The organism is Arthrobacter sp. GW460-12-1-14-TSB2 (assembly GCF_059423525.1).
Map to the genome: position 1 here is coordinate 43061 of NZ_JBWKYC010000012.1, position 14340 is coordinate 57400.

Annotated in this window: 14 protein-coding genes; 6 read left to right on the top strand and 8 right to left on the bottom strand. The window is 65.9% G+C overall.

Translation table 11 applies throughout. The features are described 5' to 3' along the window. Positions 1 to 2: 2 nt before the first annotated feature. Both AC07YR_RS14780 and AC07YR_RS14785 read right to left on the bottom strand, forming a co-directional pair. Complete coding sequence (locus AC07YR_RS14780; RefSeq protein WP_028271466.1) at positions 3 to 989, bottom strand: ABC transporter permease; 987 nt, start codon at positions 987 to 989, stop codon at positions 3 to 5. A gap of 360 nt (positions 990 to 1349) precedes the next feature. Next, complete coding sequence (locus AC07YR_RS14785) at positions 1350 to 2003, bottom strand: TetR/AcrR family transcriptional regulator (RefSeq protein WP_494734417.1); 654 nt, start codon at positions 2001 to 2003, stop codon at positions 1350 to 1352. Positions 2004 to 2130: 127 nt separating this feature from the next. On the opposite strand from AC07YR_RS14785, the gene AC07YR_RS14790 reads away from it, so the two are divergent. Further along, positions 2131 to 2697 carry an NAD(P)H-dependent oxidoreductase gene (locus AC07YR_RS14790; protein ID WP_494734418.1) on the top strand — a complete coding sequence of 189 codons (567 nt, stop codon included), beginning with the start codon at positions 2131 to 2133 and terminating at the stop codon, positions 2695 to 2697. Positions 2698 to 2858: 161 nt separating this feature from the next. Next, on the top strand, positions 2859 to 3680 hold the full coding sequence (locus tag AC07YR_RS14795) for a GerMN domain-containing protein (protein WP_494734419.1): 822 nt from the start codon (positions 2859 to 2861) through the stop codon (positions 3678 to 3680). A 36-nt stretch (positions 3681 to 3716) separates the two neighbouring features. Here AC07YR_RS14795 and AC07YR_RS14800 read toward each other — a convergent pair whose 3' ends face one another. Beyond that, complete coding sequence (locus AC07YR_RS14800) at positions 3717 to 4562, bottom strand: isocitrate lyase/PEP mutase family protein (RefSeq protein WP_494734420.1); 846 nt, start codon at positions 4560 to 4562, stop codon at positions 3717 to 3719. 121 nt (positions 4563 to 4683) lie between these two features. Between AC07YR_RS14800 and AC07YR_RS14805 the strand changes: the two genes are divergently transcribed. Both AC07YR_RS14805 and AC07YR_RS14810 read left to right on the top strand, forming a co-directional pair. Continuing rightward, positions 4684 to 5976, top strand: a complete 1293-nt coding sequence (locus tag AC07YR_RS14805) for an aminotransferase-like domain-containing protein (protein ID WP_494734421.1) — start codon at positions 4684 to 4686, stop codon at positions 5974 to 5976. A 67-nt stretch (positions 5977 to 6043) separates the two neighbouring features. Continuing rightward, the gene (locus AC07YR_RS14810) at positions 6044 to 6475 is read left to right on the top strand and encodes a universal stress protein (protein ID WP_055799892.1); all 432 of its coding nucleotides are present in this window, start codon (positions 6044 to 6046) and stop codon (positions 6473 to 6475) included. 23 nt (positions 6476 to 6498) lie between these two features. Here the strand turns inward: AC07YR_RS14810 and AC07YR_RS14815 are convergent, their stop codons facing one another. After that, the gene (locus AC07YR_RS14815) at positions 6499 to 8082 is read right to left on the bottom strand and encodes an AMP-binding protein (RefSeq protein ID WP_494734422.1); all 1584 of its coding nucleotides are present in this window, start codon (positions 8080 to 8082) and stop codon (positions 6499 to 6501) included. Between the two features lie 229 nt (positions 8083 to 8311). On the opposite strand from AC07YR_RS14815, the gene AC07YR_RS14820 reads away from it, so the two are divergent. Beyond that, positions 8312 to 8650 (top strand): hypothetical protein, encoded by a 339-nt coding sequence (locus AC07YR_RS14820; RefSeq protein WP_494734423.1) that lies wholly within the window; start codon positions 8312 to 8314, stop codon positions 8648 to 8650. A gap of 122 nt (positions 8651 to 8772) precedes the next feature. Here the strand turns inward: AC07YR_RS14820 and AC07YR_RS14825 are convergent, their stop codons facing one another. The 4 genes from AC07YR_RS14825 to AC07YR_RS14840 form a co-directional block, all read right to left on the bottom strand. Then, positions 8773 to 10296, bottom strand: a complete 1524-nt coding sequence (locus AC07YR_RS14825) for a dihydrolipoamide acetyltransferase family protein (RefSeq protein WP_494734424.1) — start codon at positions 10294 to 10296, stop codon at positions 8773 to 8775. A 53-nt stretch (positions 10297 to 10349) separates the two neighbouring features. After that, positions 10350 to 11330, bottom strand: coding sequence for an alpha-ketoacid dehydrogenase subunit beta (locus AC07YR_RS14830; RefSeq protein ID WP_436059132.1), 981 nt, complete (start codon positions 11328 to 11330; stop codon positions 10350 to 10352). Further along, positions 11327 to 12574: a pyruvate dehydrogenase (acetyl-transferring) E1 component subunit alpha gene (pdhA, locus tag AC07YR_RS14835; RefSeq protein WP_436059133.1), complete on the bottom strand. Its 1248-nt coding sequence runs from the start codon at positions 12572 to 12574 to the stop codon at positions 11327 to 11329. Before pdhA ends, AC07YR_RS14830 begins: the two co-directional genes overlap by 4 nt. Before the next feature lie 149 nt (positions 12575 to 12723). Then, positions 12724 to 13842, bottom strand: a complete 1119-nt coding sequence (locus AC07YR_RS14840; protein WP_200939326.1) for a histidinol-phosphate transaminase — start codon at positions 13840 to 13842, stop codon at positions 12724 to 12726. Between the two features lie 60 nt (positions 13843 to 13902). Here AC07YR_RS14840 and AC07YR_RS14845 point away from each other — a divergent pair, with 60 nt between their 5' ends. Next, positions 13903 to 14328: a phage holin family protein gene (locus AC07YR_RS14845; RefSeq protein ID WP_028271454.1), complete on the top strand. Its 426-nt coding sequence runs from the start codon at positions 13903 to 13905 to the stop codon at positions 14326 to 14328. The last annotated feature ends 12 nt before the right edge of the window (positions 14329 to 14340 follow it).

A 14340-nucleotide genomic window follows, 5' to 3' on the forward strand; every position in this document is an offset into this window, starting at 1 on the left:
GGCTACTGCACCCGCACTCTCGGGTCGACAAGGGTAGTGGCGAAGTCCGCGAGGATCGCGCCGATGGCGAAAATCACGGAACCGTACGCGAGGGTGGCTGTGGCCGCGTTGACGTCCTGCAGGGCGATGGCGTCGATGCTCCACGAACCGACACCCGGCCAGGCGAAGATCTTCTCGGCAAAGAAGCCGCCGGCGAAGATGGCCGGGATGGTGAAGGCGATGCTTTGCGCGACCGGGATGAACGAGACGCGCAGGGCATGGCGGGCGATGGCCTGGTTTCGGGTGAGCCCCTTGGCCCGGGCTGTGCGGACGAAATCCGCGTTGACGTTGTCCAGCAGGTACTGGCGCTGGGCGATCTGGTACGTGCCCCATCCCACCAGGGTGATGGCCAGCGTGGGCACCGTGTAGTGGGCCACCATGTCGACGAACTGGACCCAGGCGCTGCCTTCCAGCCCGGGTGTGGAAATGCCGGTGACGAAGAAAATCCGTTCGCCGATGGTTTCGTTGACGTTAATGGCGCCGAGCTGCACGAGGAAGTAGGCGATCGGCGCAGGCACGATGTACACGAGGTAGCTGTAGGACGTGATCACACGGTCCTGGAACTTGTACTGCCGGGCGGCGGTGTACACACCCAGCGCAACCCCGATGACGAGGGTCAGGACGATGGAGGCCAGGAACAGCCGGGTGGAAATCCACACGCGGTCGCCGAACTCGGCGTTGATGAAGGCGCCGTTGGGGCTTCGCCCCCAGTCCCAGCGCGTGACGACTGCCGTGAGCCAGTCAACGTAGCGTTCCCACGGGCTGAGCGTCGGGTCAAGGCCCTTGAGCCGGAAGGAGTTTGTCACCTGCTCCGGCGTCGGCCGTGGAATGCGTTCCTGTTCCAGCAGCGCGGGCTGAAGCGTACTGACGGCAAGGAAGTACCCCGCCGTCGTAGTCAGGAAGATCATGAGCAGGTAGGTGGCTGCCCTTTTGGCGAGGTAACGGAACATGTCTGCCTAGCTCCGGATCGCCGGTGCCAGTTCCGCGCCGCGCAGTGACGGCCGCGCCTCGGAGGAGCCGTCCCGGGCCGGTGTCATATCAGCATTCACAGCAGGTGATCCTTCCGTCAGCTCCCGGACCGGCAGGGGTTCCGCCGCCGATCCGGGATCATGGCCAGCGGGTGTCTGGCCGCCCGCGGGCCCTTGGGGCCTTGTCCTTGTGGACTATGTTGCGGGTCACATTCCAGAGGAAACTACCACATATGGGGAACCCTCCACGGTGCCTAAAAGCGGAAACACGGGCGTCCTGTACCAGATCGTTATGAATAAATCACGAGGATGGATTTGACTGGCCGGACGGTGTGCCATGGACTAGCCTTCGTCCAGCCGGGATGCGCTGTCCTGGCGGGGGGCGCCTCCGGGACAGCTGACCACGCGCGTGACGAGCTCGCGCCATGATTCCGCGAGCCGCTCCGGAGCCACATGGTGGACCCGCACCGCGTACAGCAGCCGCTCCGGGTCCAGGGTTGAGCTCAGCGACATCGCCATCAGCCAGGGATCGGCGGTGACTCCGGCGGCCCGCAGGAGCATTTCGATGTGCCGGTGCCACAGGACGGCGGCCGGTACGTCGTAGCGGTTGTAGGCGGAGGCGTCCGCGGCCCGGGCCAGCTCGCCAAACTCCAGCACGTAGGCAATGCGTTCCGCTCCGAACGCTACCAGCCGGTCCAGCGGCGGCGCCCCCGGGCCCAGGGGCGGGGGCCCGAACATGAACCGGCCCTGGAATGCGGCCTCCGAGTCGCTGAGCAGCGTCATCATAAGCCCCGCCCGGGAACCGAACCGCCGGAAGACTGTGCCCTTGCCGACGCCGGCGCGTTCGGCCAGCCTGTCCATGGTGAGCCCGTCCGCGCCGCACTCCTCAATGAGTTCGCGGGCAGCCTTGAGCAGCAGCTCCCGGTTGCGGGCGGCGTCGCTGCGTTCCGCTTCCCCGCCGAGCGGCGATCCGGAGCGGATTGGGATGAGGCTCACAAGAAATATTCTAGCCCCGGGAATAATATCCGGACCGCAGTCCGTTTAGCATGAGTGAAGGCACCAACAGCCTCCGCAAACCAACCAGCCGGCGGATCCCTCCCGCGGCCAGACACAAGGAGTTCAAATGTCCAAGAGCACCGTACTTACACTGGTCGGCAGCCTGCGTGCCGAATCCACCAACCAGAAGCTCGCCGAGGCCATCCAGCTGAACGCACCCGAGCAGGTTGAGGTTGTTATCCACGAAAGCCTGGGCAACATCCCGTTCTACAACGAGGACATCGACGTCGAAGGCCAGGTTCCGGCTGCCGCCGCTGCGCTCCGCGCCGCCGCCAATGACGCCGACGCCCTCCTGCTGGTCACCCCGGAGCACAACGGAACCGTGCCGGCCTCGCTCAAGAACGCCATCGACTGGCTGTCCCGCCCGTTCGGTGCCGGCGCCCTTGCCGGCAAGCCCACCGCCGTCGTGGGTACCGCCTTCGGCCAGTTCGGCGGCGTCTGGGCACAGGACGAAGCCCGCAAGGCTGTCGGCATCGCCGGCGCCCGTGTGGTTGAAGACGCCAAGCTGGCCGTTCCCGGCTCCATGGTCCGCTTCGCCGAAGTCCACCCCAAGGACGACGCCGAGGTCGTGGAGCAGATCAAGGGCGTTTTCGATGCCTTGGCCAAGGCCGAAACTGCAGCCGAAGCAGCCTGATTCACCATCCCTGAAGCCCCCGGCCACCGCCGGGGGCTTTTGCGTCACCATTCCGTGATGGAGCTGACGCAAAACCGTCACTTGGCACCTGTTCCGCACACCGACGCCCCGCCGTAACGTGGAGACGGGGGACGTGCGAGAGCTGGAAGTGCGGTGCCTTCATGATGGTCACGCCTGGGGTCCGGGCAGCTGCGGCAGCCGCCGCGTTGATGCTTCCGCTGTGGCTCGGATCCTGCTCGCTGCCCCTGTCGGCATCCCCGGCCGGTACGGCCGCCCAGCCGGGCAGTGTGCCGGAACCGCAACCACTTCCGCCGCCATTTCCCGGGGCCACAACCGGGGCCCCGCTCCCGGCCTCCGCCGGCGCCGGGCCGGAAATTGCCGCCTCCAGCCCGACGGCCAAACCCAGAACGGGCGGCAGCATCACATCGCAGGCCGGCGGCGACGGCGCCGCGATGATTGACGACTCCACCGCCGCCACCGGCCCCGCGGTCACAGCTCCGGGCACTCCCGCTTCGGGCAGCTCCGGACCCGGGAACCCGGCAGCGGCGGCGAAACCTGCCGACGACGACAAGGCGGCGCGCGGCCGACTGTCCGGCGGGACCCCCGTGTACTTCGTGGCACTCGACGACGGCGGCAGCTCCGGCGTGCGGTTCGGCTGCAACGACAGCCTCGTGCCCGTCATCCACGACACCGCCGCAGACGAGGAACCGCTCCAGGCAGCCCTCGATTTCCTGCTCGGCAGCGATCCCCCGGAGGGGCTGTACAACTCGCTGGACGACTCCGCACTGAAGTACGTTTCCGCATACTTTGACGGCACCACGGTGGTAGTGAACCTGACCGGGACCATCCGGCCGGGCGGCACCTGCGACGTTCCCCGGCTGGAAGCCCAGCTCACGCACACGGCCGTCTCCGCCGTCGGTGCGGCCCGGGCGGAGATCTATGTGGACGGGCGGCGGCTGGCGGATGTCCTTAGCCTCAGGTGAGCCGGCTCCAGGTGAGCTGAGGGCGGCGCTTGTTGCTTAGCCCCGCCGGAACAGCTCATCCATGGCCTCGTGGCTGCGGGCGCCGGCCAGTTCGGACCAGTTGCCGTCCCCGAGCACGTCATCGGCCACCCGGGACACGGTGGCATAAGCAGCCTTCGCCGTGTTTCCGCCGATGCTGATCCGGCGGACACCAGCATCGTGCAGTTCGCCCACGGAAGGCGCGCCCAGGCCGGCTAACGCGTTCAGTGGCGCGGCGATCCGCCGCGACAGGTCGTGGAGCAGGTGCAGGTCCTGCACCCCGGGCACGAAGATTCCATTGGCCCCCGCGGCCAGGTATGCGTCTGCACGCTGAAGCGTTTCCGTGAAGGCGGTTTCCGGGAAACGGCCGGACAGGTACGTGTCGATGCGGGCGTTGATGAACAGATCAACGCCCGCATCCTCCGCTGCGCGGCGGACGACGGCGATGCGTCGCGCCTGCTCGTCAACTTCAGTTAGCGGATCATCGCCGGAGTCTTCGAAGTTCACACCGACCGCTCCGGCTGCCAGGACACTGCGGATAGTTTCGCGTAGTTCATTGTCGTCGAATGCACCGCGCGCATTCGCATATCCCGTCTCAATGTCCGCCGTGACCGGCAGCGCCGTAGATGCCGCAATCCGGCCAAGGGCCGCCATGGCGAGTTCCCGCGGCAGGTGGTTGCCGTCCGGAAAGCCGAGGCTCCAGGACAGGGCTGAACTGGAGGTGGCCAGCGCGGTCGCTCCTGCTTCTTCCACGAGGCGGGCGGACGCCACATCCCAGACATTCACCAGGACCAGCGGCGCCGCGTCCTCGTGCAGTGCGTGGAAGGCGGCAGCCAGGGGACCGAAGCGACTCTGCGTTGTCATGGCTCTATTCCATGCCCTGCGCCGTCCCAGGTAAAGCAATTCAGTCCCGTGCCAAGGGAAGATTCAGATTTTTAGCAACAAACGTTGCCTCTTTGACAACAACTGGCTGTATCCTGTCAGTGTGACCCACGAAACACTTGATGCCGCCGCTGACATCCTGCCGGCCGAGGCAATTGACGCAATCGAACGCGCGGCAACGTCCGCCCACCGCCACGATGAACTTTTCTCGGAGCGCGCAGCAAACATCAAGCAGTCCGCCGTCCGCGACGTCTTCGACATCTCCCTGCGCCCGGGCCTGGTGTCGCTGGCTGGCGGCAGCCCCTACCTGCAGTCGCTGCCGCTGGAGCGGCTGGGGCAGACAGCGGCGAAGATCATTGCCGAGCAGGGCATGACGGCCCTCCAGTACGGCAGCGGCCAGGGGACCGAAGAATTGCGCACCCAGATTTGCGAGGTGATGGCAGCAGAAGGGATCCTCGACGCCGACCCCCGGAATGTGGTGGTCACTGCCGGCTCCCAGTCCGCACAGGACGTGGCCACCAAGGTCTTCTGCAACCCCGGCGACGTGGTGCTGGTGGAGGACCCGACGTATGTGGGCGCGCTGAACACGTTCGAGGCCTACCAGGTGGAAGTGGCGCCCGTTCCCATGGACGAGCACGGCCTGGTTCCGGATCTGCTGGAAGCCCGGATCGCCGCCCTCCAGACGGCCGGGAAGAATGTAAAGTTCCTGTACACCATCCCGAATTTCAACAACCCGTCCGGCATCACCCTGGCTGAGGAGCGCCGGCAGGAAATCGTCGATATATGCCGGAAAGCGAATATTCTGGTTCTGGAGGACAATCCGTACGGCATGCTCCGCTTCGAGGGCACGCCGCTCGCTCCGTTGCGGGCCGCCAACCCGGACGACGTTATCTACATGGGCTCGTTCTCCAAGATCTTCGCCCCGGGGCTGCGGGTCGGCTGGGCCCTGGTGCCGGCACACCTCCAGCGCCGCTACTACCTGGCATCCGAAGCCGTAACGCTCTGCCCGTCCACCCTGAACCAGATGCTGGTCTCGGCCTACCTGCGGGACTACGACTGGAAAGGTCAGATCGAAACCTACCGCGGTCTCTACGCGGAGCGCTGCCAGGCCATGCTCGCCGCCCTTGAGGAGTACATGCCCGAGGGACTGACCTGGACCCGGCCCGAGGGCGGCTTTTTCGTCTGGGTCACGCTGCCCGAAGGCGTGGATACCTACCCGCTGCTGCGCAAGGCCATCGACGCCGGCGTGGTGTTCATCCCCGGGGCAGCGTTCACGCATTCGGACGAACCCTCGAACAAGCTGCGCCTCGCTTTCAGTGCCGTGCCTCCCGAAGCCATCGCCGAAGGCGTGCGGCGGCTCGCGCCGGTCCTGCGGGACGCCATTGCGGCGCTGTAGCCTGAATCATTACTGCATGCAGCCCGCCACTTTTCATTAAACTGACCGATCCCTTAGGAGCAGGACTATGACCGGAATTATTGTTGTCGGCGTTGACGGCAGTGAGACTGCCATGCGGGCCGCGGAAACGGCCCAAGGGCTCGCCGCATCCCTGGACGCGACGCTTCACGTGGTAACCGCGTTCGACAGTGACCGCACCGAGGTCTACGGCAGCGGCAGTGACCGGTTCATTGTCTCCGATGCCGGCGAGGCCGAGAAGGTGGCCAAGGACGTTGCGGCACAGCTGAGCACGGAAGGCCTCAAGGTCACCTATTCCTCGGCCCGGGGCAAGCCGGCGGAAGCAATCATCAGGGAAGCCGAACGATTCGACGCCCGCTTGATCGTGGTGGGGAACCGCCGGATGCGCGGGCTCGGCCGCGTCCTGGGAAGCGTCGCCAACAGTGTGGCGCACAACGCGCCCTGCGACGTCTACATCGCCAAGACCGACGTCGCCGATTAGGACGTCCGGCCGGGGATTCCCTGCTAGGGCGTCTTAAGCAGCCTGCGCAGGATCTTCCCGGACGCGGACTTGGGTACCGCCTCGATGAACTCCACCCGGCGGATTTTTTTGAACGGAGCCACTTTGCCGGCGACGAAGTCCATGACGCCGGCTTCGTCGAGTGTCCCCGCCTGCCCACCCGGCTGGCGCACCACGAAAGCCATCGGGACTTCCTGGCCGTCGGCGTCGGGCGTCCCGATCACGGCAGCATCCGCGATGCCGGGGTGCGTTAGCAGCAGTGCTTCAAGTTCCGCCGGGGCGATCTGGTAGCCCTTGTATTTAATGAGTTCCTTGAGCCGGTCCACGATGGTCACCACACCGTCGGCGCGGACGGTGGCGATGTCGCCCGTGTGAAGGAAACCGTCCGCGTCCAGGGTGTCCGCCGTTTCCTCCGGGCGGTTGAGGTAGCCCAGCATGACGTTCGGTCCCCGGCACAGCAGATGGCCCGGGGCGCTGGTGCCCTCCGCCGGGACGCCGATGTCCTCACCGGTGGCTGGGTCCACCAGCCGGCATTCCATGTTGGGCACCGTGAACCCCACCGAGCTCACCGGAACGTCCGTGCCGCCCACCGGGATCAGGTGCGACACCGGGCTCATCTCGGTCATCCCGTAGCCCTGCAGCACGCGGCACTGGAGCCGTTCGGCGAGAGCCGCGCCGAGTTCACCGTCCAGCGGCGCGGCGCCCGAGAGCGTTGTGTGGACGGAGCCGAGATCGTATTCGGAAACAAGCGGGTGCTTGGACAGTGCCACGGCCACCGGCGGCGCGATGAACAGGTACGTGCATCTGTGGTCCTGGATGATCCGCAGGAACTCGGCCAGTTCGAACCGGGGCATGGTGACCAGGCAGGCCCGTTCCCGCAGGGCAAGGTTCAGCAGGACGGTCAGGCCGTAGATATGGAAAAACGGCAGCAAGGCGAGGAGCCTGTCCTGGTCCTTCACGTTCAGCAGCCCGCGGGACTGCTCCACGTTGGCCACGAGGTTGCGGTGGCTGAGCTTAACGCCTTTGGGCCGCCCGGTGGTCCCGGACGAATACGGCAGTACCGCCACATGGGTTGCCGGGTCGAAGGACACGGCCGGAACCGGCGCTCCGGCGGTGAGCAGGTCCTTCAGCGACGGGTGACCTGCGGCGCCGTCGAGCACCACCAGCCGGTCCGCCGGGATTCCGGCGCGTTCGGCGGCTTCCTCGGCCCCCGGGAGCAGCGCTGACACCGTGAACAGCCAGCTGGCGCCGGCATCCTCAAGCTGAAGCGCCAGTTCGTCGGCGGTGTAGAGCGAGTTGACGGTGGTGACGGTGGCGCCGGCGCGGAGCAGGCCGTGGAAAACGGCCGCGAAGGCCGGGATGTTGGGGCAGAGGATGGCCGCGACCCCGCGCGGGCCCAATCCGCGCGCGGACACGGCCCCCGCCACCGCATCGATCTGCTCCAGCAGCTGGCGGTAGGTGGTTTCCGCGCCGCTAGCGCCGTCCACGACGGCGGTCCGGTCCAGGTCCGCTTCCGTGATGCCGCCGAAGAGGTACTCGTAAATGCTTTTGTCCGGGATGACCACATCCGGGAAGGGGCTCGAAAACACGCAACATCTCCTTTGATTTGCTCCAGCAGCCGGCGGCCGGTGACGGCGGCAGCTGGTGCAACTCTAGTGCGGCGTGTCAAGTACGGAACGTCCCACGCTTGACCGACGTCACTCCCCCTGGTGGGCAGCCTCACCCGTTTTCCGGCGGAATCACGCGGTTTACGGCGATAAAATTAGAAGGTGCTCGATGGTGCGGACATCCGAGTACCACCGACTTCAGGGGAACATTATGCTGACTCTTCAGCGCCGCCAGCTCGTAGGCCACGACATCCTTCTTGCCCGCCACGGGAACCACATCAGCATGATGCGTGTGGACCGCGCCAATGACAGGGTGATTGCCTTCCTCGACGACGGCTCCACCGACTCCGCACCCAACCTCATCACACCCGGCCTGAACCTGCCGGAGACCATCCGAAGCGTCATGCGCGATGACTGGAAGTTCTTCGCCGTCGTCACCGCGTGCGTTACCGGCTTTTCCGGTCTGATGATCACGGCGGCCGTCGCCTTGAGCGGAATGACTTCCGATCCGGCGCTGGCCCAGATGCTCTCGAACTACCCCGCCTACTAGGCCGCCCCTTTCGGCTGGCACAACAGACGCAGGCTGACTCAACAAACGCAAAAGGAACCCCATCGCTGACAGCGGCGGGGTTCCCTTGGTTTCTGCTCCGGACTGGTACTGATCCAGCAGTACTAATCCAGCAGGAGGGCCGGCTCCTCAAGGATCGCCGCGACGTCGGCCATGAAGCGCGCCGAGAGATCGCCGTCCACCACGCGGTGGTCGAAGGACCCGCCAAGGGTGGTGATCCAGCGCGGAATGACTTCGCCGTCAAGGACCCAGGGCTTCTGCTTGATGGTGCCGAAGGCCACGATGGCCACTTCGCCGGGGTTGATGATCGGAGTGCCGGTGTCGATGCCCAGCGCGCCGATGTTGGTGACGGTCAGCGTGCCGCCCTGCATCTGGGCAGGCTGGGTTTTTCCCGCCCGGGCAGTGGTGGCCAGGTCATTGAGCGCCAGAGCCAGTTCCTTGAGCGAGAGGTCCTGGGCATTCTTGATGTTCGGCACCATCAGGCCGCGCGGGGTTGCCGCTGCGATTCCCAGGTTCATGAAGTGCTTGACGTGGATCTCGGCGGCATCGCTGCCGTCGGCGCTGTCCACCCATGTGGCGTTGACGCTGGGGTTGCGGGCGGCTGCCCAGATCACTGCCTTGGCGAGGATCAGCAGCGGGGAGACCTTGATTCCTTCGAAGTCGCGAGAGACCTTGAGCCGCTTGACGAACTCCATGGTGCGGCTGGCGTCGACGTCCACGAAGATGCTGACGTGCGGTGCGGCGAACGCCGACTCCACCATCGCCTTGGCCGTGGCCTTGCGGACACCCTTGACGGGAATCCGCTCGATGCGCTGGTCCTGCGGCCGGCCGGACTTGCCCCAGAAGGTGTCCGCCTTGTCCACTTCGGCATCGCGCTGGGCCTGGTAGCTGACCAGGTCTTCGCGGGTGACTTCGCCCCGTGCACCCGTGGCCACGACGTCTGCGAGGTCGATCCCGAGGTCCCGGGCTATTTTGCGCACCGGAGGCTTGGCCAGGACCTTGTTCACCAGGCCGCTGATGGTGCCGCCGAGGGTCGGGCGCCCCGAGCCTTCCCCGGGGACCGCTCCGGCGTCTGTGACCGTAGGCGCGCCGGCGTTGATCCAGATGCCCTGGGTCTCGACTGGCTCGACTACTGGAACAGGCTCGACCACCGGGGACGGCGCTGCGGCCGCTGACGCAGGGCCTTGCGCGGCCGCCGATGCCTTGCGCGGGCGGCGCTTGACGGCGTCGGCCTTGGGACCCGAGCCAACCAGCGGGCCGACGGCCTTGTCGGAGACACCAGCGGCCTCCGCCCCCGAAGCAGGGGCAGCCGGCGCCTGTGCCGGTGTTTGCACCTGTGCAGCTGCGGCGGGAACCGGCGCATCCGCGGGCGTCGGGTCGCCGGACACGGCGTCACTGACGCTGATGATCGGAGTCCCGACGTCGACCGTCACTCCCACGGGCACGAGCAGTTCGGTGACCGTGCCCGCGAACGGCGACGGCAGTTCCACGAGCGACTTGGCCGTCTCGATCTCACACAGAATGTCGTTGATCGCGACGCTGTCGCCGGGCTTGACGTTCCACGAAACGATCTCGGCCTCGGTGAGCCCTTCGCCCACGTCGGGGAGGTTGAACTTGTTTACAGTCATGGGGTCCTCGGTTTGGAAGGCATCGTCAGTAGGAGGCTGTCAGCAGGAAGTCGTCAGTACGCGAGGGCGCGGTCCAGCGCCTCGAGGATGCGGTCGATGTCCGGCAGGTAGTCTTCTTCCACCTTCGCCACGGGGTAAGGCATGTGGAAGCCGCCTACACGGATCACCGGGGCTTCGAGGGACAAAAACGCCCGCTCGCTGACCCGGGCCGCGATTTCGCCACCGATGCCGCCGAACGTCGGTGCCTCGTGGGCCACGACAAGCCGGCCGGTCTTCTTCACGGATTCCGTGACGGTGTCGAAGTCGATCGGCGAGATGGACCGCAGGTCGATCACCTCCACGCTGTGGCCGTCCTCGGCCGCGGCTGTTGCCGCGGCGAGGGCCACCGGAACCAGCGGACCGTAGGCCACCACGGTGGCGTCGGTGCCTTCGCGCAGGACGTGGGCCTTGAACGGGTCCGCCGAGGCGCCGGGTGATTCGGTGTCGACGTCGCCCTTGAGCCAGTAGCGGCGCTTCGGTTCGAAAACGATCACCGGGTCCTGGCAGTCGACGGCCTGCTGGATCATCCAGTAGGCATCGTGGGGGTTGGAAGGGGTGATGATGCGCAGGCCGGCCGTGTGGGCGAACAGCGCCTCAGGCGACTCTGAGTGGTGTTCGATCGAGCCGATGCCGCCGCCGTACGGAATGCGGATGACGACCGGCACGGTGAGGTTTCCGTTGCTTCGCGCGTGCATCTTGGCCAGCTGGGTGGTGATCTGGTTGAAGCCCGGAAAAACGAAGCCGTCGAACTGGATCTCGCACACCGGCAGGTATCCGCTGAGGGCAAGTCCGATCGCGGTGCCGATGATGCCGGACTCGGCCAGCGGGGTGTCCACGACGCGGTCGGCGCCGAATTCACCGATCAGCCCGTCGGTGACCCGGTAGACGCCGCCGAGCGGACCGATGTCCTCGCCCATGAGCAGGGTGCGGGGGTTGTTGTTCAGCGTCGCGCGCAGGCCTTCGTTGATGGCCTTGGCGATGGTCATGGTGGTCATCGGTTGGCTGCCCCGTCTGTATCTGCCTCAACTGTCTCTGATTCGTCGGCGAATCCTGCACTGTATTCCTCGAACCAGGCCAGTTCTTCGGCCACCAGCGGGTGCGCTTCGGCGTAGGTGTTGGCGAACGCCGTCCGGATGTCCGGGGTTTCGAGGTCATGGGTCGTCTTGCGGACGTAGGCGGCGAGCTCATCACCGTCAGCCTTGACCTTGGCGAAGAAATCATCGTCCGCGAGGTTCTCGGCGCGGAGGTACTTCTCGAGCCGTTCGAGGGGGTCTTTCGCCCGCCACTGCGCCTCTTCGTCGGAGCCGCGGTACTTCGTGGGGTCGTCGGCCGTCGTGTGGGCGCCGACCCGGTAGGTGAATGCCTCGATCAGCACGGGGCTCTTCCCTTCGCGGGCGCGCTCCAATGCCCACTCTGTGACGGCATGGACTGCGATGACGTCGTTGCCGTCCACCCGGATGCCCGGGAAACCGTAGCCCTTGGCACGGTCGGCGAGCGGGACGCGGGTCTGAACGGTGCTGGGCACCGAGATGGCCCAATGGTTGTTCTGGCAGAAAAAGACCACGGGCGCGTTGTACGACGATGCGAACACCATGGATTCGTGCACGTCGCCTTCGGAGCTGGCGCCATCGCCGAAGTAAACCATGACCGCTGCCTTGGGCTCCTGCGGCTGTCCCGGAGTGGCGTTGGCGGCCGCGAGTTTCTGGTCACGCTGGATCCCCATGGCGTAGCCGACGGCATGCGGAGTCTGCGCTGCGAGGACCAGAGTGTACAGGTGGAAGTTGGTGTCCTTGGGGTTCCAGCCCCCGTTGGACACGCCGCGGAACTGGCGCAGCAGTTCGGCGAGGTCGACGTTGCGCGTCAGGGCGACCCCGTGTTCGCGGTAAGTGGGGAAAATGTAGTCCTGCGGCTGGCTGGCCCGGCCCGAACCGATCTGGGCTGCTTCCTGACCCGTGAGGGGTACCCACAGGGCAAGCTGGCCCTGCCGCTGGAGCGCAGTTGCCTCCTGGTCAAAGCGCCGGATAGCTGCCATGTCGGCGTAGAAACCCCGCAGCTTATCAGCGTCCAGACGCTTGGCGTAGGCGGAAAAAACCGGGTCCTCGCCCAACGTGCCGTCCGGGCCCAGGAGCTGGACCATTTGAGTGGGAGGTTCGCCCAGCACGGCCTCGGCTTCCGCCTCGAGCTGGTCATCTACCCCGGTTCCGTCGAACTCGGTAGCGGGCAGGTGTGTGGCGCCCATACCGTCTCCTTGCTTGCCGCTCACAAGAGCGTCGCAATCTCGCTGGGATATATGCCGAATCGGGAATACATTCCTGATCCGGCATATATTTTGGCTTACTGTCCCTTACTTTATCCGCAGTAGGCGGACGCCGGGCGTTATGTTAAGCGCTAGGAACGCCGTGGCGGCTTTGTATAGTTCGCACAGAGCTTGAGGAAACGGCTGTTGGCTTCCTCCTCGCCGATGCTCACCCGGACACCCTCGTTGCCGAAGGCCCGCACGGACAGGGCGTTTTCACCCGCCAGCGCGGCGAACTCCGCGCTGTTTTCGCCCAGATTGAGCCACACGAAGTTGCCCTGGGCGTCCGGCACGAACCAGCCAAGCTCGCGCAGCCCGGCCGTCACGCGGTCACGCTCGTCCACAAGGCTTTGTACCCTTTCTACAACCTGGCTGAAGTTCTGCAGCGAGGTGACAGCCGCCCGCTCGGCGATCTGCGATACCGAGAACGGCGTGGCGGCCACCCGGAGGTGCTGCGTGAGGTCCGGGTGGGAGACGCTGTACCCCACGCGGAGGCCGGCCAGCCCGTGCGCCTTCGAGAAGGTCCGGAGGACCACCACATTCGGGTGCTTGCGGTACATCTCGATGCCGTCCACCGCGTGCTCGGCCCGCACGAACTCCTGGTATGCCTCGTCAATAACGATGACGACGTCCGAGGGGACAGAGCGAATGAACCGCTCGGTTTCCTCGGATTCGAGGATGGGGCCGGTGGGATTGTTGGGGGTGCACAGCAGGATGACTTTGGTTCGCGCGGTAACGGCGGCTGCCATGGCATCGAGGTCGTGGCGGCCGTCGGGCGTCAGGGGGATCCTCACGCTTTCGGCCCCGGCAAGCCCGACACAGATGGGGTATGCCTCAAAAGACCGCCAGGCGTAGATGACTTCATCGGCCTTGCCGTCGTCGTTCTGCCCGGCGAAGGTCACCAGCAGCTGGTTCAGCGCGCCCAGGCTGCCCGCGCCCGTGACGATGTCTTCGGCGGGAACCTGCAGGAACTCCGAGAGCGCCCCCCGGAGTTTCGTACTGAGGGGGTCGGGGTAGCGGTTGAAATCGGTCTGGTCCGCAATGGCCTGCAACACTGCAGGGATGGGCGGAAGCGGGTTCTCGTTGGAGGACAGCTTGTAGCTGGCTAGACCCTCGACGGCGGCGGGAGGCTTGCCGGCGGCATAACGGGGAAGCCTGTCCACGACCGGACGGGGCCTGATTCCCCCGGCGGGGTTCTCTGGTGAAGTCATGCCAACTAGCCTACTTCTCCGGTCCTGCCGCTTTCCTCCGCCGTGTGAAAGCATGAGCCCATGTTCTCTTTCATCGTGCGGGTTCTCATCAATGGCCTTGCCCTCTGGATTGCCAGCTGGATCCTGCCCGGCCTGGACATCTCCACCACCGCAACGACCGAAGCCGTTGCCCAAGGCGGCGTCACGCAGGGAACCGACCCGCTGGGCATCATTCTCGCCTACCTGTTCATCGGCCTGATCTTCGGCCTGGTCAATGCGTTGGTACGGCCGATCGTCAGCCTGCTGTCCCTGCCGATCACCATCCTCACGCTGGGGCTGTTCACGATCGTCATCAACGCCGCCATGCTGTACCTGACCTCCTGGCTCAGCAGCTACACCCCCGTCCACTTCACCATCGACTCCTTCTTCTGGACGGCGGTTCTGGCGGCCATCATCATCACGCTGGTCTCCCTCGTGGCTGGCAGGATCACGGGCGTCCGCCGCTAAGCGGGCTGGTGC

Coding starts and splice junctions, on each gene's coding strand:
- AC07YR_RS14780 (WP_028271466.1), bottom strand. CDS start 989: ATGTTCCGTTACCTCGCCAAAAGGGCAGCCACCTACCTGCTCATGATC.
- AC07YR_RS14790 (WP_494734418.1), top strand. CDS start 2,131: ATGTCCAAGAGCACCGTACTTACACTGGTCGGCAGCCTGCGTGCCGAA.
- AC07YR_RS14795 (WP_494734419.1), top strand. CDS start 2,859: ATGATGGTCACGCCTGGGGTCCGGGCAGCTGCGGCAGCCGCCGCGTTG.
- AC07YR_RS14800 (WP_494734420.1), bottom strand. CDS start 4,562: ATGACAACGCAGAGTCGCTTCGGTCCCCTGGCTGCCGCCTTCCACGCA.
- AC07YR_RS14810 (WP_055799892.1), top strand. CDS start 6,044: ATGACCGGAATTATTGTTGTCGGCGTTGACGGCAGTGAGACTGCCATG.
- AC07YR_RS14820 (WP_494734423.1), top strand. CDS start 8,312: ATGCTGACTCTTCAGCGCCGCCAGCTCGTAGGCCACGACATCCTTCTT.
- AC07YR_RS14825 (WP_494734424.1), bottom strand. CDS start 10,296: ATGACTGTAAACAAGTTCAACCTCCCCGACGTGGGCGAAGGGCTCACC.
- AC07YR_RS14830 (WP_436059132.1), bottom strand. CDS start 11,330: ATGACCACCATGACCATCGCCAAGGCCATCAACGAAGGCCTGCGCGCG.
- pdhA (WP_436059133.1), bottom strand. CDS start 12,574: ATGGGCGCCACACACCTGCCCGCTACCGAGTTCGACGGAACCGGGGTA.
- AC07YR_RS14840 (WP_200939326.1), bottom strand. CDS start 13,842: ATGACTTCACCAGAGAACCCCGCCGGGGGAATCAGGCCCCGTCCGGTC.
- AC07YR_RS14845 (WP_028271454.1), top strand. CDS start 13,903: ATGTTCTCTTTCATCGTGCGGGTTCTCATCAATGGCCTTGCCCTCTGG.